We start from the raw sequence: 24,934 nt of genomic DNA, 5'->3' as shown, positions 1-24,934 counted from the left end.
GACACTTTGTCACCACAGCGACATCAGCGCCACATAAATTCCGGTGCCGAAGAAAATGGACAGCAGCGCGTGCCGCCGCCACACCTGCAGTCCTGCCGTCACCAGCACCGCGATGACCAGCCAGAGTTGTTGTCGCCCAGCTGCTTCGGGGACATCTCGGAGGGTGTAGAGCGCCAGCATGGCCATCACCCCCAGTGGCATGTGCAGGCTCAGGTACCGGACCACGGGGCTGTGGCGCATGGGCGCCAGCACCACGAACGGTAGTGCCCGCAGCGCCCAGGTGACCGCGGCGCTGACCGCGACCAGCAGCGCGATGTATCCGGTGTCAGGCATCGGCGATCCGGTACCTGGCCAGCAACAGCACGGTGAACGCCGCGAATGCCCACACCAACAACTGCCCCGGCGCCAGCAGCCACGCGACGGCGGCGCAGCCCACCGCCAGCAGCACGGTCAGCCGGTCCGGATGCTGGCGGTAGGCATCGATGGACAGCACGATGAACAGCGCGGTGAGCGCGAACTCCAGACCCTGCAGCCGCTCGATCGGCAGTGCCGCGCCGAGCAGGCCGCCCAGGCCGGCCGACACCGTCCACGTCAGGTGCAGGCCCGCCTGCATGGTCAGGATCTGGCGGGAGGTCCAGTCCCCGGCGGCGGGACTGACACCGACCGCATAGGCCTCGTCGGAGATGACGTAGGTGCTATAGAGCTTGCCGGGCAACCCGGCAACCCGATGCAGCGGAAAGGACAAGGCGTAGAACACGTGCCGGGAATTCACGATCAACGTCGTCAGCGCGACCGTCGCGATCGGCGAGCCGGCCGCGGCCAGCCCGACCATCAGGAACTCCAGCGAACCGGCGTAGATCACCGCGGCGAACACCGGCGCCCACCACCAGGCCAAGCCGGCGTGCACCACCAGGAATCCCAGCGCCGCGCCCAGCGGGAGGAAGGCCAGAGCGATCGGGGCCGTCAGCCGGAGAACGGACATCAGGACAGTTTGACAGTGCCCGCAACGGGTTAACCGACACGCCATGAGGACCGAATTTCACGCTCAACTCGACCGGCTCACCGCCGAGCTCGGTGAGATGTGTGGAGTCGCCGCCGACACCGCCGCCGACGCGACCACGGCCGTGCTTGTCGGCGACGCAGCCGCGGCACGGCGCGTTCGCAGCCACCTGAGCAGCCTCGACGAGCTCAACGCACAGGTGGACCGGCGCGCCTTCTCGCTGCTGGCTCGGCACGCCCCGGTGGCCCACGACCTTCGTCTCGTCATGACCGCCTTCGGCATCGCCGCCAACGCCGACCGGATGGGCGCGCTGGCCACCAATATCGCCGGGATCGGCACTCGCGCACGCACCGGTGTCGCCGTGCCGGCGGCAACGCTGGGCTTGTTCGCGGACATGGGCCGCCACGCCGTCGATCTCGCCGAGCGGGCCCAGCGCGCGGTGATCGCCGGCGACACCGTCGAGGCCGCCCGCATCCAGCAGGGCGACGAAGCGATGAACGACCTGAACCGGCAACTGCTCGGCACGGTGCTCAACGACAGCTGGTCCGACGGGGTGGCCTCGGCCACCGATGTGGCGCTGCTCGGCCGTTTCTACGAGCGTTTCGCCGACCACGCCGTGGACATTGCCCGGAAGGTGATTTTCCAGGCGTCCGGAAGGACCCCGGAAGTCGGTCGGATACCGATCTGATCAGCGATTCGACGCCACAACTAGGTCACAGAATTGGCACAGATGTTAATAGAGTGAATATTGTCAACGATGATGGGCATTGAAGGGGACACGTAGCCGACCAGACACCCCTCGAGGAGAACACGTAATGGCCGCCCGAAGACTGGCCGTGCTCATCACTGCGGGGCTGGTGCTTGCCCTGAGCCCGCTCACCGCACCCATCGCATCGGCGGCACCGGAATGCTCCGATATCGAAGTCGTCTTCGCGCGCGGCACCGATGAGCCGCCCGGTATCGGCAAGGTCGGCAAGGCCTTCGTGGACACCCTGCGTCCCATGGTCAAGGGCCAGTCGGTCAAGACCTACGCGGTCAGGTATCCGGCCACCTGGGACTTCATGAAGGCGGCGATCGGGGCCAACGACATGAGCAAGCGCATCCAGACCATCGTCGCGCAATGCCCGAAGACGAAGATCGTGCTGGGCGGCTACTCGCAGGGCGCCGCCGTGGTGGACGTCGTCGCCACCGCACCCATCGCCGGCCTCGGCTACACCGCACCGCTGCCGGCGGCGGCCGTCCCGCACATCACCTCGGTGGTGGTGTTCGGCAACCCCTCGGCCCGCATCGGAAACCCGCTGACCCGGATGAGCACCGTGTTCGGGCCGCGGACCGCCGATCTGTGCGCGCCCGCGGACCCCATCTGCTCGCTGGGCCGCGACTGGGACGCCCACGTCCAGTACCAGGAGTCGGGTCTGGTGAAGCTGGGCGCGGAGTGGACCGCCAAGCTGATCAAGGCGGCGGACAAGAAACCCGAGACCACCAAACCCGCTCAGAGCACGTCAGCGTCCACGCCACGTTGACCCGTCCAGCGGGTACAGCAGATGGGTGCCACGCAGCCCCTTGAGTTCGACCTCGCGCGGCGCGCCGAGCAGGATGTCGTCGAGACCGGCGACGGCCTCGCCGACCGGTGCGCTGAGCAGGACCTCGCCGCCGTCGGCCTGACCGGCGACCCGAGCCGCCATCGCGACGTCCAACCCGAACAGGTCCTCGCCACGACGCACCGAGGTGCCCATGTGCACCCCGATGCGCACCCTGATGGACTCCCAGCGCTGCGGGTTCTCCTCCAGGGCGGCCTGCACGTCCGCACTGCAGCGCACCGCGTTCTCCGGGTCGGCGAAGGCCATCATGAAACCGTCGCCCTGGTTCTTCACCACATGGCCGCCGTGCTTGCCGACCAGCGATTCGATCAGCGTGTTGTGCTTGCCCAGCACCCGCACCCAGGCCCGGTCACCCATCGATTCGTTGAACTGCGTAGAGCCCTCGATATCGGAGAACACGATCACCACCCGCCCGTCCGCGGTGAGCCGTGCCAGGTCGGGCCGTTCGATCTGGGCCCAGCCCGCCAGGTCTTCGATCGAGTTGCGCACGGTGGCACCGAGACCCTTGTTGATCAACATGTCCGCGGTCTGGAACACCGTCTTGAGCGCCAACGGGGCAACGCCGCGGCGTCGTCGCCGGCGCTGCACGTCCTGCTCGGCCAGCAGCCGGCTGAGTTCGCGGCGGACGTTGCCCAGCTGGCGGCGCGCGACGAGGAACAGCACCAGGAACGTGATCAGTCCCGCCAGCAGCAGTCCGGCGGCGCCCAACAGGAGGAGTTCGGTGCCGGCCACCCGCCGAGTATGACGGGTCAGTCGGGAAGCGAGTTGCTCAGACGCTCGGTGGCGGCCAGGTAATCCTCGATGAATTCGAGCACCACATCGCGGGCCGGCTTGACCTTGTTCATCAGGCCGACACCCTGACCGACGAAATACGTCGACAGCAGCCGGGCCCCCTCGTGCCCCTGATCGGCCAGCGCATCGATGCGACGCAAAACCGGCTCGGACAGCATGTTCTGCAGGGGCAGCGGCAGCGGCTGCTGGCCACCTGGATTGGGAGCCCAGGCATCGGTCCAGTCCGAGCGCAGCTGGCGCGATGGCTTACCGGTGCGCCCCGCCGAGCGCACCGTGTCCCGCGAGCTTGCGGCCAGCATCTTGGTGACGGTGTGCGGCTCGGTCTCGGCCTCTTCGGTCGTCAGCCACACCGAACCGGTCCAGGCGCCGGCGGCGCCCATCGCCACCGCGGCGGCCATCTGCCGCCCGGTGACGATACCGCCGGCGGCCAGCACCGGCACCGCATCGTCGATGGCGTCGATGACCTCGGGGACGACCACCAGGGTGGACACCTCACCGCAGTGCCCGCCGGCCTCGGTGCCCTGCGCGACGATCAGGTCCACACCCGCGGCGACCTGCTTGACCGCGTGTTCCTTGGCGCCGACCAGCGCCGCGACCGGGATGCCCCGCTCGCGGCCTGCCTCGATCATGTAGTCCGGTGGCACGCCGAGCGCATTGGCCATCATCGTGATCGGGTGGCTCATGGCGACCTCGAGCAGTTCCTCGCCGTTGCCGCCGGCGAGCACCGGCTTGCCGGTGCGGACCTTCGTGTCGGGCTCGATGCCGTGGTCGGCCAGCAGTTTGTCGACGAATTCCCGGTAGCTGTCCGGGATACGGGAGGCCAGGTCCGCACCGGACAGTGTTTCGCCCTTGCCTTCGAATTTGGCCGGCACGATGATGTCGATGCCGTAGGGCTTGCCGTTGACGTGCTGGTCGATCCAGGTGAGCTCGCGGTCCAGCTGCTCCGGTGAGTACGCGGCACCGCCGAGGACTCCGAAACCACCGGCGTTGCTGACCGCCGCCACCACATCACGGCAGTGACTGAACGCGAAGAGCGGGAAGTCGATGCCGTAACTCGCGCAGAAGTCCGACGAAGAAGTGGATGCCATCCGCCCATTATCGACAGGTGTCAACTCTGCGGTGAAGGGGCCCCCGTCACCGAATCGTCAGCAATGCTCCAGCCGGCGACCCATAGTGTGGACGGCATGCGCATCGGGCGACGAGAAGCAGTGGCGCTGACCGCAGGAGTGACACTGCTGGTCGCCGCGTTCGTGGTACCGCATCTGAATCTCGGCATCGTCACCCCGATGATCAACAGCACCCCCGAACGGCTGCGCGCGTTCGCCGATACCGCGCCGATCTTCGGGTGGTGGAACGCCCACGTCGGCTGGGGCACGGTGCCTGCGCTGCTGATCGCCGCGGCGGTGGTGCGGTGGGGACCGACCGTGGCCGGCGCAGTGCGCTGGCGTTCGCTGGTGGGCCTCACCTGGGCCACGTCCTTCCTGTGGGCATTCTCGCTGGCCATGATCGACGGCTGGGAACGCGGTTTCGCCGGACGCCTGGCTGCGCGCCACGAATACCTGCGCCAGGTCCCGACCGTCACCGACATCCCCGAGGCGCTACGCACGTTCTCGAGCAGAATCCTGGATTTCCAACCGGATTCGTGGATCACCCACGTCTCGGGCCATCCGCCCGGGGCACTGCTGACCTTCGTCTGGCTGGATCGCATCGGCCTGGGCGGCGGCGCGTGGGCCGGACTGCTGTGCGTGCTGGTGGGTTCCAGCGCCGCCGCAGCGATCATCATCGCCATCCGTGCCGTCGCCGACGAGGCCACCGCGCGACGTGCGGCCCCCTTCGTCGCGGTGGCCCCGACCGCCATCTGGATCGCGGTATCGGCCGACGGTTACTTCGCCGGTGTGGCCGCCTGGGGTATCGCCCTGCTGGCGCTGGCCGTGCATGGCTCGACGCGCTGGTCGATACCCACCGCGGCCGGTGCCGGGCTGCTGCTGGGTTGGGGCATCTTCCTCAACTACGGACTGGGCCTGATCGCGGTGCCCGCGGTGGCGGTGTTGCTGACCGCCCCCGGCTGGCGCGCGGCGCTGCGCAGCCTGCTGCCCGCCGTCATCACGGCACTGGCGGTGGTGGCGGTGTTCTACTCAGCCGGCTTCTGGTGGTTCGACGGCTACCTTCTTGTCCAGGAACGCTATTGGCAGGGCATCGCCAACGACCGCCCGTTCCAGTACTGGGTGTGGGCGAACCTGGCCTCGACGGTGTGCGCGATCGGCCTGGGCAGCGTGGCCGGACTCGGCCGGGTCTTCGACATCAAGGCGCTACGCGCGCACTCCGGCGTGCATATCCTGCTGACCGGGGCCTTCCTGTCGATCGTGCTCGCCGATCTCAGCATGCTGAGCAAGGCCGAAACCGAACGCATCTGGCTGCCGTTCACGGTGTGGCTGACCGCTGCCGCAGCGCTGCTGCCGCCGCGGTCACACCGGTGGTGGTTGGCGCTCAACGTCATCGGCGCCCTGGCGCTCAATCACCTGATCCTCACGAACTGGTGACCGCGAGTCCGCGACGCGCTTGAGGATGTAGTACACCGGCACGCAGACCCACACCACGGCCATGGCGATCCAGAACCCGAGTGGATAGTCGCGGTCCAGCACCGTCGGGTTGTCGGGTCGCATCCCGGGCCTGCCGTAGACCGGAATGGCGAGCAGCACCAGCACCACGGTGCACAGCCCCGCCACGGCGACCGGCGATTGCCAGCGCGCAGGCAGCAGCCTGCGCCCGCCCCAGCCCGCCGCCGCACACAGCGGCGCGAACACGAAATCGTGTACCACCGCGGCGACGACCGCCCACACCAGGATGCGCAGGATGATCACCGGCGGGTTGTCCAACACCAGCAGCGCGCCATAGCCGCCGAGACCGATCCCCGCCAGGGCCAGCAGAATCCGCATCGGCGTCACGACATCACCTCGATGCGGGACAGCCATTTGGTCTGCAGGACGCCCGGGCGGCTCGGGGCGATCAACCGGCACGGAAAGCCGTGGTCGAGATTGAGGGTCTCGCCGTTGACCTGCAAGGCGATCAGCGTCTGCGAGTCCCGGGCGTGCCGGGCGGGCAGCACCGTGCGCGAATACGGGCCGGGTGGCTCCAAGGACACCATGCGTACGTCGGCATCCGGCGAACCACCTACCGTGGCAACGAGTTCGGACAGCACCACGCCCGTCCATTCGGCATCGGCGCTCCAGCCCTCCACACAGGCGATCGGCAACCGGAAGGTGGCCTGCGGCATCACCCGCAGATCATCGAGGCTGAATTCCCGGGTGCGCGCACCGTTGGCCACCGTCAACCGGTAGTTCAGCGATGACGCGGCCCGGCCAACCCCGGCCGCCGCGGCCGAGCGGTTCACCGGAACCCCTTGTGGCCCTTCCCCGGTACGCGGTGCGAGCACCGATACCCGGCGAAACGCCGGGACCGTCTGGCCCACGGTGACCACCGTCGCCGCCGCCACCGCCAGCCAGGTGCCGCGCAGCACGGTGCGCCGACTCGGACCGACACGACCACCGTCGGCGAGATCGTCGAGTGGCTCACCGAGGGCGCGCCGGATGACCGGAAGCTTCACCGCCAGGTGCACGAGCACCGCCCCGGCCGCGACATAGGCCATCGCGTAATGCGCGGTGGGGAAATAGAATTCGAAGGCGTACCACTGGGCGATGTTCAGCAGGCCGGTCGACAGCTCGAACAGGATGGCGGCCACGAGCACCAGGATCGATGCCCGCTCCAGCATTCGGGCCGGTCCCCCGACGACGGGGCGCTCGAACAGCTTGGGCCAGACCGACCACAGCTTCACCACCACCAACGGGATCGCGGCGATTCCGGAGGCGACGTGCAGTCCCTGCGTCAGCCGGTACAGCCACACCGGCCGGGTGGGCCAGCCGAACCACGGCTGTGGATGCTGGATGAAATGGCTGATGAGCCCGGTGGCGAAGCACACGGCGATCGCGATCCCGAGGGCGACGCCCACCCGCGCGGTGACGGTGGCGCTCCGCAACCGGGTCACCGGGCCACCAGGCTCGCGATCACCCGGTCACCGATCGGGTGCACGGCCCGCATCACGAGTCCGACGTCCGCGGCGATGCGCGCCGCCGCGTCCAACCCCACCGAAGCCCAACGGAACCACGGACCGATGGCATCGGCCGACTCCAATCGCACCCACTGCGACTCGACTCCCTTTTTGGCCGTGTCGAATTCGGCCAGGCACTCGCCGCCGCGACGCAGCAACTCACCGGCGCGCTGCAACACCCGCCAGGGATCGCCGCCCAAGCCGACGTTCCCGTCGGCCAGCAGTGCGGTGTGCCAGCGGCCGGTTCCGGGCAACGGGCCGAACAGGTCTCGGCACAACACCGGCACGCCGCTGTCGCGGGCCAGCGCCACCGCGGCGACGGACTGGTCGACCCCGAGCGCCGGCACCCCGCGCTGCACCAGGCCGGCCACCAACCGTCCCGGGCCGCACCCCAGATCGATGGTGGGGCCGTTGCACAGGTTGACGATGGCGCGGTCGAAGAGGCGATCGGCCTCCGCCCCGACCAGCCAATCGCGGACCGGCAGCCGCTGCAGCCGGCCGTCCTGGTGCCGGATCCAGCACCGCTCGCCGTCCAGGGCCCGGTCATACAGGTTTCCGTGCATGTCAGACACCGACCATGCGGGTGGCGTGGGCAAACCGGCCGGTGGGAGCGCACAATCGCCGCACCTCGGCGATATCGGCCACCGTGTCGACATCGGCCAGTTCGGTGACCAGGTGCACGCGCAGCCCGGCGTCGCGCAGCGCGGCCAGCGTGAGCGCCCCGGTATCGGGCTGCGACATCGGCACATCCCGCAGGCAGCCGGCCATCGCCGCGTCCCGCACACCGAGCACCCACCAGCCACCGTCGGCGGCCAGGCCGAGCACCGCATCCGCCACCAGTGCCCGTCCACATTCGGCGAGCAGATCCGGACTCACCTGTGGTGTGTCCATCCCGATCTGCACCACGGGTAATCCCGGTGCTGCGGCGTCTTCGTGGGCACCGGCCAGCCGCTCGGCAAAACCGTCACCGCGTTGCGCGATGACGGTGAAATCGGCCAGCCGGTCCGCTATCTCGTCGGACCGACACGCCATCCGGAGGTCGCCGGTGAGTGCCACCACGCGCCGGGACACCGGCGCGGCGGCCACCGCGTCCAACGTGTCCAGCAGCGCGGCCGCCGCGATGTCGGCGGCGACCTCGGCGCCGACATCGGCGGCCAGCCTGGTCTTGGCCAGCCCGGGCACCGGGGCCTTCGCGACCACCAGCAGAGTTCCGGGCCACATCAGATGGCTCGCCAGAAATCCAGCGCGGCAATGGCGCTGCCGCGCACCGAGCCGCTGACCTTGGATGTGCCGCCCGTCCGTGGGCCGTACACCACGTCGCGCTCCACCACCCGCCAATCCGCCTGCGCGGCTCGGACCAGCAACTCCAGTGGGTAGCCGGACCGGCGGTCGGTCACGCCGAGGTCCAGCAGTGCGTCGCGGCGGGCCACCCGCATCGGGGCGATGTCGTGCACCGGCAGGTGGTAGCGCCGGCGGAGTCGCCAGCACACCGCAGCGGTGCCCAGCCGCGCGTGCCAGGGCCATCTCAGCCCGGGCACGGCCCGGCGCCGGCCAATGGCCATATCGGCGCCGGCGCCGAGTTCGGCGACCAGAGCGGGCAGTTCCTGCGGATCCAGCGATCCATCGCCGTCGAGGACCGCCACGATCGGCGTCCTGGCCGCGACCACCCCGGCATGTACCGCCGAGCCGTAGCCCGGCCGCGGTTCGGCCACCACGACCGCACCGTGCGCACGGGCCACCTCGGCAGTCCCATCCGTGCTGTTGTTGTCCACCACCAGCGCGGTATACCCCGTCGGGATCGCCGCCAACACTCCGGGCAGCGACTGCTCCTCGTTCAGGCAGGGCAGCACCACCGTGACGGACGAGCTGACGGGGTCGGCCATGGCTACGACGCTAGGCGGCCACCGCGCCACGCACCACGCCAGATCCGTGACGAAACCATGACACCGCCGCTGAGCCGGGGCCCGGACGGCTAGCCTCGGAGGCTGTGACCATGGTGCTGATCGCCGACGACGACACCGTCGTGCGTGATGTCGTGCGCCGGTATCTGGAACGCGACGGACTCGATGTGGCGATCGCCCACGACGGCACCCAGGCCCGGCGGCTGCTGGAGTCCGGGCAGATCGACGTGGCGGTGCTGGATGTGATGATGCCCGGATCGGACGGCCTGACACTGTGCCGCGACCTGCGCCGCGACGGTGACTACAGCCTTCCGGTCATCTTGCTGACCGCGCTCGGCGAGCAGGACGACCGGATCGCCGGGCTGGAGGCCGGCGCCGACGACTACCTGACCAAACCGTTCAGCCCGCGCGAGCTGGCGCTGCGGGTTCGATCGGTGCTGCGGCGCACAAACGGCCCCATATCGCCAGCGCCTCTGGAACTTTCGGTGGGCGACCTGTTCGTCTCGACCACGGCTCGCTCGGCCACCGTGGCCGGCCTGCCGCTCAGTCTGACCAACCGCGAGTTCGACCTGCTGGTGTTCTTCCTGACCCACACCGACACCGTTTTCTCCCGCGCGGAGTTGCTCAAACAGGTGTGGCGCTGGGACTTCGGCGATATGTCCACGGTTACGGTGCACGTCAAACGGTTGCGTGCCAAACTCGGTGATCAGCACCGGGTGCAGACGGTGTGGGGCCGCGGCTACCTGTGGAGCACACATTGACCGACCTCTGGGAGATCGCCGGGTGGGCACTGGCCTGCTCGCTGCCGGTGGTGGCGGCCGGGGCGGTCGTGATCCGGGTCGCGCGGTCCTGGTCGCTGGCGGTCAGCATGGTGGCGCTGGTGCTCATCCCCACGCTGGCCACCTTCACCGGTGTACTGGGCGCCAGCGGGTTCATGATCACCGAAACCTTCGAACAGATCGCCGTCGTGCTGGTGATCGTCTCGGTGGTGACGATCCCGGCCGCCGTCATGCTGGCCCGCTACCAGGCCCGGCGGACCGTGTGGGAGCAGGAGATCCGCGATTCGGAGCGGGCTGCCGAACAGTCCCGGCGCCGACTGGTGGCCTTCGTCAGCCATGACCTGCGCACGCCGCTGGCGGGGATCCGGGCCGTCTCCGAGGCCATCGCCGACGGCGTCGTCACCGATGACGAGGTGCGCATCCAGGCCAAACACATCGAACAGGAATCGATCCGGCTCGCCGATATGGTCGATGACCTGTTCGAGATGTCGAAGATCAATGCCGGCGCGGTGGCCCCGACCCACGAACCGGTGGCACTCGACGAGGTGGTCGACGATGTCCTTGCCGCACACCGCATTCCCGCGCAGCGGGCCGGAGTGATGCTACGCGCGGAGCTGACCGAACAGCCGGTGCGCATCGTGGGCAGCGATCGTTCCCTGGTGCGGGTGCTGTCGAATCTGGTGGCCAACGCGATCGCTCACACGCCCGAGGGTGGCAGCGTCACGCTGGCGGTCGGCTCCGATGGTGGGCACGCCTGGACCCGGGTCGATGACACCGGGGTCGGCATCGACGAGAACGATCTGCCGCGAGTTTTCGACGTCGCGTACCGCGGCTCCAATGGCCGTGTGCCACGCGCGGATTCGACGCTGCCCAGCGGCTCGGGCCTGGGCCTGGCGATCGCCGCGGGCCTGGTACAGGCGCACGGCGGATCGCTGACCGCCCGCAATCTGGACTCCGGTGCCCGGTTCGAGGTGCGGCTGCCGCTCTCGGGCTAATCCCGCAGCGGCGCGAACGCGAACTCGGCCAGGCCATCGTGCGGGTCCACCGCCGCGCGGAAGCCCAGCAGCTCGGCGGCCCGCGCCGGGTCGGCGACGATATGGCGGACATCCCCGTTGCGGTACTGCCCGGTGACCACCGGGGCGGGCGCGTTGCGCGCTTCGCTGAGCCGGGTGGCGACGTCGAGGATCGACACCGGCCTGCCCGAACTGACGTTGAACGCGGTGAATCCGCCGAGGTTCGCCTCGACCGCCGCGACGTTGGCCGCCGCCACATCGTCGACGTGCACGAAGTCGCGCATCTGCCCGCCGTCCTCGTACACCTTGGGCACGCCGCCCGCCTCGAGCTGCGAGCGGAAGATCGCCGCCACCCCCGAGTACGGGGTGTCGCGCGGCATCCCCGGGCCATACACGTTGTGGTAGCGCAGCGCGACGACCGAACCACCCACCGAATCGTTGAACGCCAGGGCGTAGTGCTCCTGGGCGGTCTTGCTGGCCGCGTACAGGCTGCGTGGCTTCAACGGCGCGTCCTCGCCGACCAGCCGCCACTGCAGTGGCTCACCGCCGATCGGACAGCGGTGGTCGAAGACACCGCTGTCGAGATCGGCGCGGCTGCGTGGCAGCGGTTCGACGGGTCCGTGTTCGGGGCAGTCGTAGCCGCCCTGCCCGTACACCACCATCGAGGAGGCCAGCACCAGCCGCGAGCAACCCGCGGCGAACATCGCGGCGAGCAGCACCGTGGTGCCGTAGTCGTTGTGGCTGCCGTAGGACGGTGCATCCGCGGCGTTGACGCCGGCACCGACCACCGCCGCCTGGTGACAGACGACGTCGACGCCGTCGAGCAGACCTGCCACGGCGTCGGTGTCGCGGATATCGAGCAGCCGGCAGTGCGGGGGCGGCTCGGCACCGTCGCGATGGGCGGCGGGCAGCATGACGTCGACAGCGACGACGTCGTGACCCGCGTCGGCCAACCGCGCCCAGATCCGGCTGCCGATGAACCCGGCGGCGCCGGTGAGCAGCACCCTCACGGCAGTTCGAACGGCAGCGTGACGCCTTCGTGTGCCAGGCAGTGCGTACAGGTGCGTTCGGCTGCGACTCCCGCGATGGCCTCGTGCACCAGCTGTTTGAAGCCTGCGATGTTGCGTTCGAACTCGGCGAACACGTCGACCGCACGCACGCCCGCACCCGCCTCCACGCCGGCATCCAGATCTGTCACCAAAGCAATTGCGGCATAACACATTTCAAGCTCACGAGCGAGCACCGACTCCGGGTAGCCGGTCATGTTCACCAACGCGAAGCCCTGCGCGGCCCACCACCGGCTCTCGGCGCGGGTCGAGAACCGCGGCCCCTGGATGACGACCATGGTGCCGCCGTCGATCACCGAGGGCAGCTCCGCTGCCGCGGCCCGCAGCGTCGGGCAGTACGGGTCGGCGAACCCGACGTGGATGCCGCCGGAGTCGAAGTAGGTGTCCGCACGGCTGCTGGTCCGGTCCACGAGCTGGTCGGGGACCACGATGGCGCCCGGTCCCAGCGCCGGGGTCAGGCTGCCGACGGCGCACGGCGCGAAGATGCGCCGCACCCCGAGTGCCCGCAACGCCCACATGTTCGCCCGGTAGGGCACCGTGTGGGGCGAGAACTCGTGGTTGAGCCCGTGTCGCGGCAGAAACGCGACATCGTGGCCGGCGACGGAGCCGACGGTGATCGCCGCACTCGGCGCTCCGTAGGGGGTGTCCAGGTTGATGGTTCGGGCGTCCGGACCGAAGAAGGTGTAGAAGCCGCTACCTCCGATGACGCCGAGCATCAGGCGTCGGGCTGCCCGTCCAGTTCGGCCCGTTCAGCGGCTTGGCGGGCGGCATCGCGAATGGCGAAGGCATCGGTGGCCAGCCCACCGATCGCGTTGGCCACATCCTTGACCGCGGTCGTGATGATGGTCGCGACCTCGCCCACCGTGGATGCCACGGTCTCCACACCCTCCTGCAGGGCGTCCTTGGTGATTTCGCTCTTGCTGAGTCGGTCAGTCATGTGCTCAGTCTCATGCGGACCGCACGATGTGACAAGGTGCGCCGCGTCACGCCTGCTCAGGCAGGTTCTTCCCCCGTCGCTTCGCTCGCCCCCGGGTTTCTTGCCCGTCGCGTCGGCCACCCCCGCAAGGCGCATGCAACGATGGCGCGCGTGGCTACCGTTGCGCAGTGGATCGAGGGCGCCCGTCCGCGCACCCTCCCGAACGCGGTCGCGCCCGTCATCGCCGGCACCGGCGCGGCGGCGTGGCTCGGTGCGGCCGTGTGGTGGAAAGCGCTGCTCGCGCTGGTGGTGTCGCTGGCCCTGATCGTCGGGGTGAACTACGCCAACGACTACTCCGACGGCATCCGGGGCACCGACGATGTGCGCAGTGGGCCGCTGCGATTGGTCGGTTCCAAGGTGGCCTCCCCGCGCGCGGTGCTGACCGCGGCGCTGGTGAGCCTGCTGGTGGGCGCCGGGGCCGGACTGGCCCTGGCGATCGTCAGCCAACCCTGGTTGATCGCCATCGGCGCCGCCTGCATCGCGGGCGCCTGGCTCTACACCGGCGGCGCCAAACCGTACGGCTACCGCGGTTTGGGCGAGGTCGCCGTGTTCGTGTTCTTCGGGCTGGTCGCGGTGCTGGGCACGCAGTACACCCAGGCGCTGCGGGTGGACTGGGTGGGCCTGGCCATGGCGGTCGCGATGGGCTCGCTGTCCTCGGCGGTGCTGGTGGCCAACAACTTACGAGATATTCCCACCGACACCGACTCCGGAAAGATCACGCTGGCCGTCCGCCTCGGCGATGCGAAGACCCGGGTCCTCTATGTCGGTCTACTGATGATGGCCTTCGCGCTGACACTAGTGCTCATGGCGGCCACGCCGTGGACCGCGGCCGGGCTGCTGGCGCTGCCGTTGGCGCTGCGCGCGGCCGGGCCGGTGCGGCGCGGACTGGGCGGCCGGGAACTCATTCCCGTGCTGCGCGACACCGGCCTCACCATGCTGGTGTGGGCGGCGGCGGTCGCACTGGCGCTGACGTTCGGTTAAGCCGCCGCGTCGAGCAGGGCGACGATTTCGGCGTGCAGCGCCGCAGGCCCTACGTGCGCACCTAGCACTTCGGCGGCCCGCGGATCGCCGCACCGGATGATACCCAGCAGCAAGTGCTCACATCCGATGACGGTGTCCTTGTGCGCCACCGCTTCCCGCAGCGACAGCTCGAGCGTCTTCTTGGCCGCGCGGGTGAACGGCAGATGTCTGCGCCGCCGGCGCCCGGACCTGGTCAACGCGTTGTCCAGCGCGTCGTCGCCGAAGGATCGGGCCACACTGTCCCGCACCGCCTTCAGATCGATGCCGATGGTGCGCAACGCTTCGGAATCCGCGTCATCCAGCGTGTTCGCCGCCAGTCGCGACCGGACCGCTGTCGCCGTCAGCCCATAGCCGGCGAGCAGCGCGTTGAGACCGCTTCCCGCCGCCTGCAGCACAGCGATCAGCAGATGCTCGGGCCCGATGTCGTCGCTGCCGAGATCCCTCGCCTCCTCCTGCGCCAGCACCACGGCAACCCGCGCGGTGCGACTGAAACGTTCGAACATGGTCAACGCCTCCGGTTGTACTTCTGATGCACGGCTTGCCGACTCACACCCAGCGCTTCGGCGATCGCCTGCCAGCTCCAGCCCCGCTCACGCGCGTTGGCGACATGCACGGCTTCTAGCTGTTCCTGTAATCGCTTGAGCGCGTGGACGGCTCGCAAACCGACCGCGGGGTCGGCACTGGCGAGCTCCGGCGCGAGGTCGACGGCATCACTCACTCCGTCAAGTTAACTTGACGGAGTGTGCGTGTCAAGGTTGGTTGACAAGGGCATCGGAAGCCCCGTCCCACAACCCTCGGTGCGAGATCGATCTGAGGGTCGTGATCTCGCCGGAACTGCCCCGAATCACGGCCGTGAGGTCAATCTCGGCCCGAGCACTCCGACCGCATTGCCGCCGGGGCCAGCGTGGTCGGCAGCGGGGGTTCGCGCTCCTCGACCACGGTGACCGATCGCCGGTTCGCCCGCCGGACCGCCCAGAACACCACCAGCAGCGCCACCGCGAGCAGCGGATACCCCATGCCGATCCGCGCGACCGCCAGCCAGCCGGTGTGGCCGCCATCGTAAAGCCATTGCTGGACAGTGAATTTGGTCGCGAACATGACCACGAACGCCAGCGTCGCGATGTCGAATCCACGCCGCACCACCTTGTCGGCGTGCCAGACCGGGGCGGGTCCACCGCTGCGTAGCAGGTTCCAGATCACCCCGATCAACGGCCTACGAATCAGGATGGATACCGCAAAGACCGTCGTCATGGCCAGGCTCGACCAGATCCCCGGCAGGAAGTAGTTCTCCGCTGATCCGGTGAAGTACGCGATCAGGGCGGCGAAGACGACACCGAGCAGTCCGGACACCGCAGGCTGGATCGGTTCGCCGCGCATCCGGCGCACCACGATCAGTGCCGCGCTGACGCCGACGGCGACCACCACTGCCACGGTGAGTCCGGCGATCGCGTTGACGATGACGTAGGCGAAGGTGGGGATGGCGGCGTACACCAGCCCCGAGATACCGCCCACCCTCTCCAGCACGGTCGGTTGAGGTTTGTTCATATCCACATCGGACACTCGGACGTAACGGCACAGTCAAGTCGGGGCCCTGGGCCAAGATGGACCCATGGCGTGGAGCACCCGTGAAATCGCCGAACTCGCCGGCACCAGCCTGCGGGCCGTCCGGCACTACCACCAGGTCGGCCTGCTTCCCGAGCCCGATCGGCGATCCAACGGCTACAAGCAGTACGGGGTTGCGCACCTGGTCCGGTTGGTGCGCATCAAACGACTCGTCGATCTCGGGTTCTCGCTGCCGCAGATCGCGGCGCTGGGCGACGACGACGACCATCCCGAACAGGCGCTGCGTGAACTGGACGCGGAACTGGCCACGACCATCGACCGGCTGCAGCGGGCCCGCGGCGAACTGGCCGAACTGCTGACCAACTCGGCGCCCACCGATCTGCCGCCCGATTTCGCGGCACCGGACGCGGTCGCCAAGATGACCGACGCGGATCGCAAGCTGATCGTCGTGCTGAGCCGGGTGCTGGGACCCCGCGGCAGGCAGGCCTACGCGGACATGATGCGTGACACCCCGGAAGATCCGGCCGCCGTGGAACTGGACCACCTTCCCTCCGATGCCGATGAGGCGACCCGCAAGGACCTCGCCGAGCGCCTGGCCCCGCACATCCGGGCGGTCCGAGAGGCCCACCCCGGGCTCACCGAAGCCCGTTCCGACGCCCCGCGTGGGGCGCGTTTCGCCGAGAAGGCGATCGACGCTGCCATGGCCGATCTCTACAACCCGGCACAGCTCGACGTGCTGCGCCGGGCCGGCGAAATTCTGCGAGCTTCAACCACCCAGGGCCGGTAGCGGCAGCGGCGCCAGCCGGTGGCGAGGCGGTTCGGTACCGTGCAGGTGCCGCACGAAATAGTCCCAGGTGCGGCGTAGGAAGTAGTGCTGGGCGCCGATGAGCGCGTGCTCGGCGCCGGGGATCATGATCAGGTCGAAATCCTTGTCGGCCTTGATGAGTGCGTCGACGAGCCGCATCGTCATGTACGGGTGCGCGTTGTCGTCGAGCTCACCGTGGATGAGCAGCAGTTTGCCGGTGAGATTGCCGGCCAGCGTGGCATTCGAGATGGCACGCCTGCCTTCCTCGCTGAGATCGCCGTGATAGTGCTCGGCCCACATTGCGAGGTTGATGTTGTTGTCGTGGTTACCCGATGTCGCGACCGCCACATGGTAGGCCTCGGGATACATCAGCACCGCACGCGCGGCGGCGAAGGCGCCGGCGGACTGGCCGGTGATCCCGACCCGTCCGGTGTCCAGCCACGGATACCGGTGCCCGAGTTCCCGGATCGCCGCGACATGGTCATCCAGGGCGCCACCGTTGCCGAGGTCACCGTAGGAATGGTCGTGAAATGCCTTGCCCCGCGCCGCGCTACCGCGTCCGTCGATCGCCACCACGGCGAAGCCGAGTGCCGCGAACGCCTCCGGTTCGCCCTGATGCGGCGGATCGAACGACGGTCCGGCCCGGTAGACCTGTGGGCCGGGGTAGATGTGTTCGATGATCGGGTAGCGCCGTTGCGGGTCGAAATCGTGTGGGCGCCAGAGCAAACCGTAGATCGGAGTCTTGCCGTCCGCGGCCGTGGTGCGGAAGCGCTCGGGCGGGCTCCAGCCGAGGGCTTCCAGCGCCGCCGTGCCGGGTGATTCGAGCTCGACGGTCACCGTCCCGTCGGCGTCGAGCACCACCGATCGGGGTGCCACGCTCGACGAGGATGCCCGATCCACGATGTAGCCGCCCTCGGGTGGGCTGACGGCGTCGTGGTCGAGGTGGTCGTCGGTGAGCCGGGTGAATCCGGAACCGTCGAGATCGATCCGGCAGATCTGCCGGATGTAGGGATCGTCCTCGACGAGGCCGCCGGCGATGAACCACAGCTGCCTGCGTTCCTCGTCGACCCACAGCAGCGAGCGAACGAGCCACGGCCCCTTGGTGATCTGGGTGCTGCGCTGCCCGTCGGGCGAGTACAGATACAGGTGGCCCCAGCCGTCGCGCTGCGACCACCAGACGATCTCGCCGGACTCCAGCACGTGCACCATCTGCGGGTCCCCGAGTTGCACCGCGGGATCGACGCGCGTCTGACCGGTCTCGGTGATCAACGTGGTCGTGGCACCCGTCGCCGGGTCGAGGCGGCGCAACTCGAGGGTGCGGGCGTCGCGGGAGTGGCGCAGGAAGTGCACGGCATATTTCCCCGTCGCTTCGCTCGCCCCGATGCCACCTCCCGTCCACCAGGCGTAGACGAGCGCCGTGTTGTGCATGATCGCCGTCGGAGGGTCCTGTTGGCGGACCACGCAACGATCGGCGACGTCGACGACGTTCCACGTCATGTGTGCGACCGCGTCCTCGCCGGGCATCGTGTAGCGGGTGCGGTGCTCGACCGGGCGGCCGCCGTCGCGCGGTGTGGATTCGACGAGCACCAGCTCCGGCAGATCACGTTGGTCGATGCGCTGCACCAGGATTCGCGCGGAGTCCGGCGACCAGTGGAAGAACAGGGGGGCAGGCAGGCCGAGAATGCGCATCAAGGCCTTCGCCCCGGTGGTCTCGGGCAGTCCTCCGTAGTCGAAATGCGGTTCGGCGTCCTCGGTGAGCGCGAATTCCTGCCCGCCGTCCGCCGGCCGGACCCAGATGTTGCCGCCCCGGCTGAAGGCCACCCACTGCTCATCCGGGGACGGCACCTCACCGGGGCGGGGCGTCACATGATCGGACTCGCGCAGACCCGCATCATCAGACCATTCCCACGTCTTCTCGAATGCGCTGAACCGCGTCGCATCACCGCGGAAGGTCACCGCGGAGATCGACAGGTCGTCGCCGTTCACCGCATGCCCCGATGCCACCGAGAGCGCCGCGGCCAACCGGTCGTGGTCGAATGCGGCGCGGCGGCCACCCGCGGCCGGATCGACCATCACGTAACGGGTGCCGACCTGATACCAGAACCGCTTGCCGCCGGAAAGCCACTGCGGTGCCAGCGTGCTGCCCGGCACCTTGCGCGCCCGGTAGGGCGCGAGGAGCTGCTCGGCACGTGCGTAGTCGGAGTCGGTCAGGATTCGTGTCACCCCGTCATGCAACACCCGGACGTAGCGGCACGGTCAAGCTCACGGTGGGACCGGCGTGCTTGCCGGCGGTCGGCTAGCTTTCCTCGCCGCGCAGCCGCGCCTGCAGCGTCTCCTTGTCCTTGCGGCGGCGCTCGTCGAACTCGGCGATGCTCATGGTGGCACGGCGGCGCAGCGGCGCGAAGATCCAGATGCCCAGCGGCAGTGCCAGCACCAGCGCGAACAACACCGCCACCACGACCGGGAACTCGCGCAGCCCGACCAGATGGCCCGCACCGATGATCACACCGGTGAGCACCGCGGCCAACGCCAGCCGGGCGAACAAGTAGGCACCGACATCACGCAGCATCCGGGGACCCGGCCGAGAATCAGACACGGCCCGAGCCTACCCAGGCAACGCGTATATTCGGAGCAAGGAGGTTATTCGCTTGCAGTACTTACTCCTGGCCCTGATCCTGGCCGGGCTCGCATACGCGACATACCGATTGGTGCGCGCCTCGGCCAATCGTCCGAGGCCGCGCGTGATCGGACCGGATGACGATCCCGATTTCCTGCGCAGGCTCCGCGACGGCGACAACCCGCGCAGCTAGTCAGGTCGCGGCTGGGAACCCCGCGGCGACCACGGCTGCCAGCCGCAGCAACGCTTCCCGCGTCGGCGGCTTCAGGCGCTCCAGGCTGATCTCGGCGCCCTCTTCGAGGTGTGGGTCGAACGGCACCTGAAGCACCGCCCGGCACCGCCGGGAGAAGTGGTCGACAACCTTCTCCAGGTCGACTTTGCCGGAGCGCGGGCGCACCGCATTGACCACCGCGACGGCGTTGCGCACCAGGTCCTGGTGGCCGTGCGCGTCCAGCCAGTCCAGCGTCGCCGACGCCGAGCGCGCCCCGTCCACCGAACCGGAGCTGACGACGATCAGCACATCGGCCTTCGACAGCACCGCGGCCATCGCCGAGTGCAGCATCCCGGTACCGCAATCGGTGAGCACCAGACTGTAATAGCGCTCCAGCAGTTCGACGGTGCGCGCGTAGTCCTGTGAACTGAACGCCTCGGAGACCGCCGGATCGGATTCCGAGGCCAGCACCTCCAGCCGGCTGGGCCCCTGCGAGGTGTAGCGCCGGACATCGCTGTAGGAGGCGATCCCTTCGGCGTCACGCAGCAGGTGCCGCACGGTGGCCGGGGTCTCCAGCGGCACCTTCTGGCTCAGGGTGCCGCGGTCGGGGTTGGCGTCGACCGCGATGACACGGTCACCCCTGGTGGACGCGAAGGTGGCGCCCAGTGTCGCGGTGACCGTCGTCTTGCCGACCCCGCCCTTGAGGGACAGCACGGCGATGCGGTAGCAACCCCGCAGTGGCCGGCCGACCTCTTCGAGCAGGGTGATCTGGTTGGTGACCTTCGGGCTCTCACCGACGTTGAGCAGCGTGAACGACGCGAGATACACCCAGCGGCGCCAGCCACTCGTGGGGGCCTGCTTGGGCTGGCCGAGCAGCGCGACCGTGGACAGATCGAGGTAGGGCGCCGGCAGCGGGACCGGGCTGGTCTGTGGCGGCAGGCCCTGCTGTTGCGCCGGGAACCCGTGCGGCGGTGTCGGCGCCGTCCACTCCGGCGGCACCTCCTGTGCCGGATCGACGAAGCGGCCCTGCGCTCGGAAGCTCGGCACGGCTCAGACCCCCGCGTACGAGTGCAGACCCACCGTGACCAGGTTGATGAAGAACAGGTTGAAGATCATCGCGATGAATCCGACGACGTTGATCCAGGCGGCCTTCTTGTCGCGCCAGCCGGCGGTGGAGCGGGCGTGCAGGTAGGCGGCGTACACCACCCACGCGATGAACGAGACCGTCTCCTTGGGATCCCAGCCCCAGTAACGGCCCCAGGCCTCCTCGGCCCAGATGGCACCGAAGATGACACCGAAGCCGAACACCGGAAAGGCGAAGATGGTGGTGCGGTAGGCGATGCGGTCCAGCAGCTGGGCATCGGGCAGGCGTTGCAGCATCCGACCGAAACCGTTGTCCCGCTGGGCAAGCGGGGACATCTTCAGCAGGAACAGCACGCTGGCCACACCGCCGACCAGGAAGACTCCCGAGCCGAGGCTGACCACCGAGACGTGGATCGGCAGCCAGTAGGACTGCAGCGCGGGCATCACCGGCGCCGCGTGGGTGTAGAGCCACTTGCCCGACACGGTCAGCAGGACCAGCACCGGTGGCAGCACGAAGACCCACAGCCCGCGATACTGCGGTCGGCGCAACACCACGGCGGCGGCCACCAGACCGGAGAAGCAGGTCAGGTTGATGAACTCGTACATGTTGCCCCACGGCACCCGCGAGGTCGCCAGGCCCCGCAGCACGATGCACGCCGCCAGCAGGGCGATGCCGACATAGGTCAGCGCGACACCCGCGCGTCCGATGCGCTCGTCGGCGGTGCGGGCCGGGGCATCGGTGACGATGCCGGGAGTGGCGCTGTCGGCGCCCACCGCAGCCCCGACCAGTTCACGGGCCTCGACCTTGCGGCCGCGCGAATAGGCCAGTTCGACGGCCAGCATCAGCAGCGCGAGCACCAGGACCACCACCGACGAGGTGAAGGCCCAGTCCGAGTACCTGGCCAGCTCGATATCGATGTCGGTGCTGTTCATGAATGCTTACCTCCGTCACTGAGCAGGCGGTCCGTCAGCCGCTCGAACTCGTCGCCCCACCCGGAGTTGTCGGTACGGGCCAGTCCGCCAAGCTCGACGCTCACGGTACCCGCAGGTGCGGGGGTCATCCGAACCCAGATGCGGCGGCGGCGCACCACCAGCGACACCACCAGACCGGCCATCATGGTCAGCGAGAACACCAGCACCCAGATCTGGGCGGGATCGTGGGACACCTGCAGGTTGATGAACGGGACGGCCCCGTCGAAACGGATGGTGGTGCCGTCCTCGAGGCGCTTCTCCTCGCCGACGTTGAGATTGACCCGGGCCTCCTTGTTGAGGCGGCCCTGCCCGATCAGCCGGGGATCCAGGTCGAAGATGGACTGCGGGCGCCCGGTGTCCAGGCCGGCGTCGCCGCGGTAGATGTCGATGGCCACCGCGGGCTTGTTCATTGCCGGGAAGCTGGACGAGAGCAGGGTGCCCTGCAGGAATTCGGTCGGGGCGAACAGACCCTGGATGGCGATCTGTTGTTCGCGGCGCTCATCGGGATCGGGATAGGTGCCCGCCGGCGGGTCCACCCGGATGACCCCGGAGGACAGCAGGGTCAGCGGATCATCGGGGCGCCACTGCACCGTACTGGTGCGGGTCTGGCCGTCGGGGAAGATCACGGTGAACGTCGGTGCGTACCCATGGCCCTGCAGGTACACCCGATCCCCACCGACGCGCAGCGGGTGGTTGACCTCGAGTCGGTAGTCCTTCCAGGTGTTGCTCTCCAGATCCGCGCCGGCCTGATATTCGATGTTGGCGGCGAAGGTGACGGCCTGCCCGCTGGGCAGGTAGTCGGCGTCGAAATCGTTGACCTTCACGCAGATCGGGTACAGCGAGGTGCCGTCGACGGTGTTGCCGGCCCGGAACGAGTCGAAGGCGGCCGGCGAGGCCGAACAGAACCCGGGGCCGCCGTCGGCGATGACGATGACGTTGCCCTCGTAGCCGAAGAGCTTGCCGGCGGCGATGGCGACCAGCAGACCGAGCAGCGAGAAGTGGAAGACGATATTGCCGAACTCGCGCAGGTAGCCCTTCTCCGCCGAGATCTCGGTGACGCCGTCGTCGACGCGGGGGGTGCGCCGCCAGCCCTTGAGCCGGTCGTCGATGGCGGCAGCCAACTGCGCGGGCTCCCCGGATACCTCGGCTTCGTGGTGCTTGGGCAGCCGGGACAGGTTGCGCGGCGCAGGAACCGGCACCGCGCGCAGGCTCTTGATGTGCTCGGCCAGGCGCGGGGTCAGGCACCCGACCAGGGAGATGAACAGCAATACGTATATGGCGGTGAACCAGAAGCTGGAGAAGACGTCGAAGCCCTGCACCCGGTCCAGCCAGGGCCCGATGGTCGGGTGTTCGACCAGATACTCGTCGACCTTGGCGGCGTTGAGGCTGCGCTGGGGCAGCAGCGCTCCCGGGATGGCGCCCAGCGCGAGCAGAAACAACAGCACCAGCGCGGTACCCATGGAGGTCAGGGTGCGCCAGGTGTTGCGGATCAGTGCCCAAGTTCGTTGAAGGGCCCTCATATCGGCAGCCTCACATCGGACACGAAAGCATCGCGCACCCACGCCACGAAATCACCCCAGAGTCCGGTCACCAGAGCGATTCCGACCCCGATCATCAGCACACCACCGAAAATCTGGATGCCCCTGGTGTGTGCCCGCAGCCAGCCCAGCCCGCGCACCGCCCGGGCCGACCCGAAGGCCAGCAACACGAACGGCAGACCCAGGCCCAGGCAGTAGGCGATCACCAGGGTGATCCCGCGGGCCACCGCCGACCCTTCCGTGGCCGAGGACACCGCGATCACCGCGGTCAGCGTCGGTCCCAGGCACGGTGTCCACCCCAGCGCGAACACCGCGCCCAGCAGGGGCGCCCCGCCCAGCGTCGAGAGTTGCCGCGGCGCGAAACGGGCATCCCGCTGCAACAGCGGGATGAAGCCGATGAACACCAGGCCCATCGCGATGGTGACCACACCACCGATGCGTTGCAGCAGTTCCTGATTGGTGATCAACGCGGTCGTCATACCCAGTACCGCGACGCTGCCGAGCACGAACACCACGGTGAACCCCGCGACGAACAGACCGGCCGCGCCCGCCACCCGGAAGCGGCTGTCGCCGCCGGAGATCGCCGCCAGATACGACAGATAACCCGGCACCAGGGGCACCACACACGGCGACGCGAAGGACACCAGCCCAGCCAGCATGCTCAGCCCGACCGCCAGCAACAGCGGCCCACCGGTGATCAGATCGGTCACTTTTCTGCAGCCAGCCGTTCGACCACCGGCGTGAGGTCCGCGGCCAGCAGCTCGCGCAGGAACACCGCGGCCACCCGGTGCTGACGATCCAGCACCAGCGTGGAGGGGATGACGGTGGTCGGGTACTTGCCGCCGAACGCGATCATGGTCCGCATCGACGGGTCATAGATCGACGGGAAGGTGACGTTGCGGTCGGTGATGAAATCGACGGCGGCGTCCCGGTTGTTGTCGCGCACATCGATGCCCAGGAACTGCACGCCCAGACCTTTGGTCTGTTCGTAGACGCGCTGCAGCTCGCCGATCTCGGCGCGGCAGGGCCCGCACCACTGTCCCCACACGTTGATCACCACGACCTTGCCCGCGAAATCCGAGAGCGCCAGCGTCTGCTCCGGGTCCATCAGGTCCGGCCCCGCCAATGCGCCTGGGACACCACGGGATTCGGGCGGATCGTAGAAGATGTCGGTCTTGCCGCCGGGCGCGACGAACTCGAAGGTGCCGCCCTGGGCGACGGCGTCGTCACCGGTACTACAACCGGATACCAGGACGGCCAGCGACATCGCCAGGGCGACAAAACACTTCACTAGATGCCCCAGGGCTCCGTGTAACCCCACCGGATCAGGCGGTCATCGTCGAAGGTGAACGAGGTGATGGACGCCAGGTTGCACAGCCGGCTGTGCGGGAGCGGCAGGTGCGGCAGCTTGCGGCCCGTCATCGCCCGGCGCAGCGTCTCCACCGGAAGCTGATGGCTGACACAGACCGCCTCGTGGCCGGCAGCCCGCTGCCGGGCGCGGTGCAGCGCGGCCATCATCCGCGGGGCGATCTCGTCGTACGGCTCGCCCCAGGACGGTTTGCGCGGGTTGCGCAGCCGCGGCCAGTTGCGCGGGTCGCGCAGGGCGCCGTCGCCGGGTGCCACGCGCTCACCCTCGAAATCGTTCCACGATTCGATCAGGTCGTTGTCGGTGTCGATGTCCAGCCCGTGCACCGCGGCGATCGGCGCCGCGGTCTGCTGCGCGCGCTCCAGCGGGGACGCCACCACGTAGCTGATGTCCTTGGGCGCCAACCAGTCCGCCGCCGACTGGGCCTGCAACCGGCCGCGATCGGACAGGTTGTATCCGGGTAACCGGCCGTAGAGCACCTTCTCCGGGTTGTACACCTCGCCATGGCGCATCACATGGACCGTC

The 24,934-nt window shown here is 68.8% G+C and carries 31 protein-coding genes; 8 read left to right on the top strand and 23 right to left on the bottom strand.

Annotated elements, in window-relative coordinates; translation table 11 throughout:
* Positions 1 to 9 precede the first annotated feature (9 nt).
* The gene (locus C6A86_RS03735) at positions 10 to 333 is read right to left on the bottom strand and encodes a branched-chain amino acid transporter permease (protein ID WP_105362661.1); all 324 of its coding nucleotides are present in this window, start codon (positions 331 to 333) and stop codon (positions 10 to 12) included.
* On the bottom strand, positions 326 to 982 hold the full coding sequence (locus tag C6A86_RS03730; protein WP_105362660.1) for an AzlC family ABC transporter permease: 657 nt from the start codon (positions 980 to 982) through the stop codon (positions 326 to 328). Before C6A86_RS03730 ends, C6A86_RS03735 begins: the two co-directional genes overlap by 8 nt.
* A 43-nt stretch (positions 983 to 1,025) precedes the next feature.
* On the opposite strand from C6A86_RS03730, the gene phoU reads away from it, so the two are divergent.
* Both phoU and C6A86_RS03720 read left to right on the top strand, forming a co-directional pair.
* Complete coding sequence (gene phoU, locus C6A86_RS03725) at positions 1,026 to 1,688, top strand: phosphate signaling complex protein PhoU (protein ID WP_105362659.1); 663 nt, start codon at positions 1,026 to 1,028, stop codon at positions 1,686 to 1,688.
* A 127-nt stretch (positions 1,689 to 1,815) separates the two neighbouring features.
* Positions 1,816 to 2,523: a cutinase family protein gene (locus C6A86_RS03720; RefSeq protein ID WP_105362658.1), complete on the top strand. Its 708-nt coding sequence runs from the start codon at positions 1,816 to 1,818 to the stop codon at positions 2,521 to 2,523.
* Here C6A86_RS03720 and C6A86_RS03715 read toward each other — a convergent pair.
* A complete protein-coding gene (locus C6A86_RS03715) occupies positions 2,503 to 3,333 on the bottom strand; it encodes an adenylate/guanylate cyclase domain-containing protein (protein ID WP_105362657.1) in 831 nt (276 codons plus the stop codon). The two genes, C6A86_RS03720 and C6A86_RS03715, sit on opposite strands and share 21 nt — an antisense overlap.
* 17 nt (positions 3,334 to 3,350) lie before the next feature.
* The gene (locus C6A86_RS03710; protein WP_105362656.1) at positions 3,351 to 4,481 is read right to left on the bottom strand and encodes a nitronate monooxygenase; all 1,131 of its coding nucleotides are present in this window, start codon (positions 4,479 to 4,481) and stop codon (positions 3,351 to 3,353) included.
* Between the two features lie 96 nt (positions 4,482 to 4,577).
* Between C6A86_RS03710 and C6A86_RS03705 the strand changes: the two genes are divergently transcribed.
* On the top strand, positions 4,578 to 5,933 hold the full coding sequence (locus tag C6A86_RS03705) for a hypothetical protein (protein WP_105362670.1): 1,356 nt from the start codon (positions 4,578 to 4,580) through the stop codon (positions 5,931 to 5,933).
* Here the strand turns inward: C6A86_RS03705 and C6A86_RS03700 are convergent.
* The 5 genes from C6A86_RS03700 to C6A86_RS03680 are packed head-to-tail and all read right to left on the bottom strand — an operon-like array spanning position 5,859 to position 9,381.
* Positions 5,859 to 6,329 carry a hypothetical protein gene (locus C6A86_RS03700; protein ID WP_233212943.1) on the bottom strand — a complete coding sequence of 157 codons (471 nt, stop codon included), beginning with the start codon at positions 6,327 to 6,329 and terminating at the stop codon, positions 5,859 to 5,861. The two genes, C6A86_RS03705 and C6A86_RS03700, sit on opposite strands and share 75 nt — an antisense overlap.
* Before the next feature lie 5 nt (positions 6,330 to 6,334).
* Positions 6,335 to 7,435: a molybdopterin-dependent oxidoreductase gene (locus C6A86_RS03695; RefSeq protein WP_396834685.1), complete on the bottom strand. Its 1,101-nt coding sequence runs from the start codon at positions 7,433 to 7,435 to the stop codon at positions 6,335 to 6,337.
* Positions 7,432 to 8,061 carry a class I SAM-dependent methyltransferase gene (locus C6A86_RS03690; protein WP_105362654.1) on the bottom strand — a complete coding sequence of 210 codons (630 nt, stop codon included), beginning with the start codon at positions 8,059 to 8,061 and terminating at the stop codon, positions 7,432 to 7,434. Before C6A86_RS03690 ends, C6A86_RS03695 begins: the two co-directional genes overlap by 4 nt.
* A 1-nt stretch (position 8,062) precedes the next feature.
* On the bottom strand, positions 8,063 to 8,719 hold the full coding sequence (locus C6A86_RS03685) for a DUF2064 domain-containing protein (RefSeq protein ID WP_105362653.1): 657 nt from the start codon (positions 8,717 to 8,719) through the stop codon (positions 8,063 to 8,065).
* On the bottom strand, positions 8,719 to 9,381 hold the full coding sequence (locus C6A86_RS03680) for a glycosyltransferase family 2 protein (protein WP_105362652.1): 663 nt from the start codon (positions 9,379 to 9,381) through the stop codon (positions 8,719 to 8,721). Before C6A86_RS03680 ends, C6A86_RS03685 begins: the two co-directional genes overlap by 1 nt.
* 104 nt (positions 9,382 to 9,485) lie before the next feature.
* Here C6A86_RS03680 and C6A86_RS03675 point away from each other — a divergent pair, with 104 nt between their 5' ends.
* Positions 9,486 to 10,160: a response regulator transcription factor gene (locus C6A86_RS03675; protein WP_105362651.1), complete on the top strand. Its 675-nt coding sequence runs from the start codon at positions 9,486 to 9,488 to the stop codon at positions 10,158 to 10,160.
* A complete protein-coding gene (locus C6A86_RS03670; RefSeq protein ID WP_311101030.1) occupies positions 10,157 to 11,173 on the top strand; it encodes a HAMP domain-containing sensor histidine kinase in 1,017 nt (338 codons plus the stop codon). Before C6A86_RS03675 ends, C6A86_RS03670 begins: the two co-directional genes overlap by 4 nt.
* Here C6A86_RS03670 and C6A86_RS03665 read toward each other — a convergent pair.
* The 3 genes from C6A86_RS03665 to C6A86_RS03655 are packed head-to-tail and all read right to left on the bottom strand — an operon-like array spanning position 11,170 to position 13,195.
* A complete protein-coding gene (locus C6A86_RS03665; protein WP_105362475.1) occupies positions 11,170 to 12,201 on the bottom strand; it encodes an NAD(P)-dependent oxidoreductase in 1,032 nt (343 codons plus the stop codon). The genes C6A86_RS03670 and C6A86_RS03665 overlap by 4 nt on opposite strands.
* Positions 12,198 to 12,977 carry an S-methyl-5'-thioadenosine phosphorylase gene (locus C6A86_RS03660; protein WP_199196120.1) on the bottom strand — a complete coding sequence of 260 codons (780 nt, stop codon included), beginning with the start codon at positions 12,975 to 12,977 and terminating at the stop codon, positions 12,198 to 12,200. The genes C6A86_RS03665 and C6A86_RS03660 overlap by 4 nt, the downstream gene beginning before the upstream one ends.
* Complete coding sequence (locus C6A86_RS03655) at positions 12,974 to 13,195, bottom strand: hypothetical protein (RefSeq protein ID WP_057170085.1); 222 nt, start codon at positions 13,193 to 13,195, stop codon at positions 12,974 to 12,976. The genes C6A86_RS03660 and C6A86_RS03655 overlap by 4 nt, the downstream gene beginning before the upstream one ends.
* Before the next feature lie 150 nt (positions 13,196 to 13,345).
* Here C6A86_RS03655 and C6A86_RS03650 point away from each other — a divergent pair, with 150 nt between their 5' ends.
* Positions 13,346 to 14,215 carry a 1,4-dihydroxy-2-naphthoate polyprenyltransferase gene (locus C6A86_RS03650; protein WP_105362480.1) on the top strand — a complete coding sequence of 290 codons (870 nt, stop codon included), beginning with the start codon at positions 13,346 to 13,348 and terminating at the stop codon, positions 14,213 to 14,215.
* On the opposite strand, the gene C6A86_RS03645 is transcribed toward C6A86_RS03650, so the two are convergent.
* The 3 genes from C6A86_RS03645 to C6A86_RS03635 all read right to left on the bottom strand — a co-directional run bounded on the left by C6A86_RS03645 (position 14,212) and on the right by C6A86_RS03635 (position 15,799).
* Complete coding sequence (locus C6A86_RS03645; protein WP_105362473.1) at positions 14,212 to 14,757, bottom strand: Clp protease N-terminal domain-containing protein; 546 nt, start codon at positions 14,755 to 14,757, stop codon at positions 14,212 to 14,214. The two genes, C6A86_RS03650 and C6A86_RS03645, sit on opposite strands and share 4 nt — an antisense overlap.
* A 2-nt stretch (positions 14,758 to 14,759) precedes the next feature.
* A complete protein-coding gene (locus C6A86_RS03640) occupies positions 14,760 to 14,972 on the bottom strand; it encodes a helix-turn-helix domain-containing protein (protein WP_105362472.1) in 213 nt (70 codons plus the stop codon).
* 140 nt (positions 14,973 to 15,112) lie between these two features.
* On the bottom strand, positions 15,113 to 15,799 hold the full coding sequence (locus C6A86_RS03635) for a DUF3159 domain-containing protein (protein WP_105362471.1): 687 nt from the start codon (positions 15,797 to 15,799) through the stop codon (positions 15,113 to 15,115).
* A 64-nt stretch (positions 15,800 to 15,863) separates the two neighbouring features.
* On the opposite strand from C6A86_RS03635, the gene C6A86_RS03630 reads away from it, so the two are divergent.
* Complete coding sequence (locus tag C6A86_RS03630; protein WP_105362470.1) at positions 15,864 to 16,604, top strand: MerR family transcriptional regulator; 741 nt, start codon at positions 15,864 to 15,866, stop codon at positions 16,602 to 16,604.
* On the opposite strand, the gene C6A86_RS03625 is transcribed toward C6A86_RS03630, so the two are convergent.
* Both C6A86_RS03625 and C6A86_RS03620 read right to left on the bottom strand, forming a co-directional pair.
* Positions 16,584 to 18,845 carry a DPP IV N-terminal domain-containing protein gene (locus tag C6A86_RS03625; RefSeq protein ID WP_105362479.1) on the bottom strand — a complete coding sequence of 754 codons (2,262 nt, stop codon included), beginning with the start codon at positions 18,843 to 18,845 and terminating at the stop codon, positions 16,584 to 16,586. The two genes, C6A86_RS03630 and C6A86_RS03625, sit on opposite strands and share 21 nt — an antisense overlap.
* Before the next feature lie 73 nt (positions 18,846 to 18,918).
* Positions 18,919 to 19,191 carry a DUF4229 domain-containing protein gene (locus C6A86_RS03620; protein WP_199196119.1) on the bottom strand — a complete coding sequence of 91 codons (273 nt, stop codon included), beginning with the start codon at positions 19,189 to 19,191 and terminating at the stop codon, positions 18,919 to 18,921.
* A gap of 79 nt (positions 19,192 to 19,270) precedes the next feature.
* Here C6A86_RS03620 and C6A86_RS03615 point away from each other — a divergent pair, with 79 nt between their 5' ends.
* A complete protein-coding gene (locus C6A86_RS03615) occupies positions 19,271 to 19,432 on the top strand; it encodes a hypothetical protein (RefSeq protein WP_194166425.1) in 162 nt (53 codons plus the stop codon).
* On the opposite strand, the gene C6A86_RS03610 is transcribed toward C6A86_RS03615, so the two are convergent.
* The 6 genes from C6A86_RS03610 to C6A86_RS03585 are packed head-to-tail and all read right to left on the bottom strand — an operon-like array spanning position 19,433 to position 24,921.
* The gene (locus C6A86_RS03610; protein WP_105362468.1) at positions 19,433 to 20,497 is read right to left on the bottom strand and encodes a MinD/ParA family protein; all 1,065 of its coding nucleotides are present in this window, start codon (positions 20,495 to 20,497) and stop codon (positions 19,433 to 19,435) included.
* Between the two features lie 3 nt (positions 20,498 to 20,500).
* The gene (gene ccsB / locus C6A86_RS03605; protein ID WP_105362467.1) at positions 20,501 to 21,466 is read right to left on the bottom strand and encodes a c-type cytochrome biogenesis protein CcsB; all 966 of its coding nucleotides are present in this window, start codon (positions 21,464 to 21,466) and stop codon (positions 20,501 to 20,503) included.
* The gene (locus C6A86_RS03600; RefSeq protein ID WP_105362466.1) at positions 21,463 to 23,025 is read right to left on the bottom strand and encodes a cytochrome c biogenesis protein ResB; all 1,563 of its coding nucleotides are present in this window, start codon (positions 23,023 to 23,025) and stop codon (positions 21,463 to 21,465) included. The genes ccsB and C6A86_RS03600 overlap by 4 nt, the downstream gene beginning before the upstream one ends.
* Positions 23,022 to 23,702, bottom strand: coding sequence for a cytochrome c biogenesis CcdA family protein (locus C6A86_RS03595; RefSeq protein ID WP_105362478.1), 681 nt, complete (start codon positions 23,700 to 23,702; stop codon positions 23,022 to 23,024). The genes C6A86_RS03600 and C6A86_RS03595 overlap by 4 nt, the downstream gene beginning before the upstream one ends.
* 47 nt (positions 23,703 to 23,749) lie before the next feature.
* A complete protein-coding gene (locus tag C6A86_RS03590) occupies positions 23,750 to 24,310 on the bottom strand; it encodes a TlpA disulfide reductase family protein (RefSeq protein WP_105362477.1) in 561 nt (186 codons plus the stop codon).
* A 23-nt stretch (positions 24,311 to 24,333) separates the two neighbouring features.
* Positions 24,334 to 24,921 carry a histidine phosphatase family protein gene (locus tag C6A86_RS03585; protein WP_105361377.1) on the bottom strand — a complete coding sequence of 196 codons (588 nt, stop codon included), beginning with the start codon at positions 24,919 to 24,921 and terminating at the stop codon, positions 24,334 to 24,336.
* Between the last annotated feature and the right edge of the window lie 13 nt (positions 24,922 to 24,934).

It is taken from the genome of Mycobacterium sp. ITM-2016-00316, assembly GCF_002968335.2.
Lineage (GTDB): Bacteria > Actinomycetota > Actinomycetes > Mycobacteriales > Mycobacteriaceae > Mycobacterium.
Note: the sequence above shows the minus strand (reverse complement) of the source record. Positions and strands in the feature narration are given on the sequence as shown.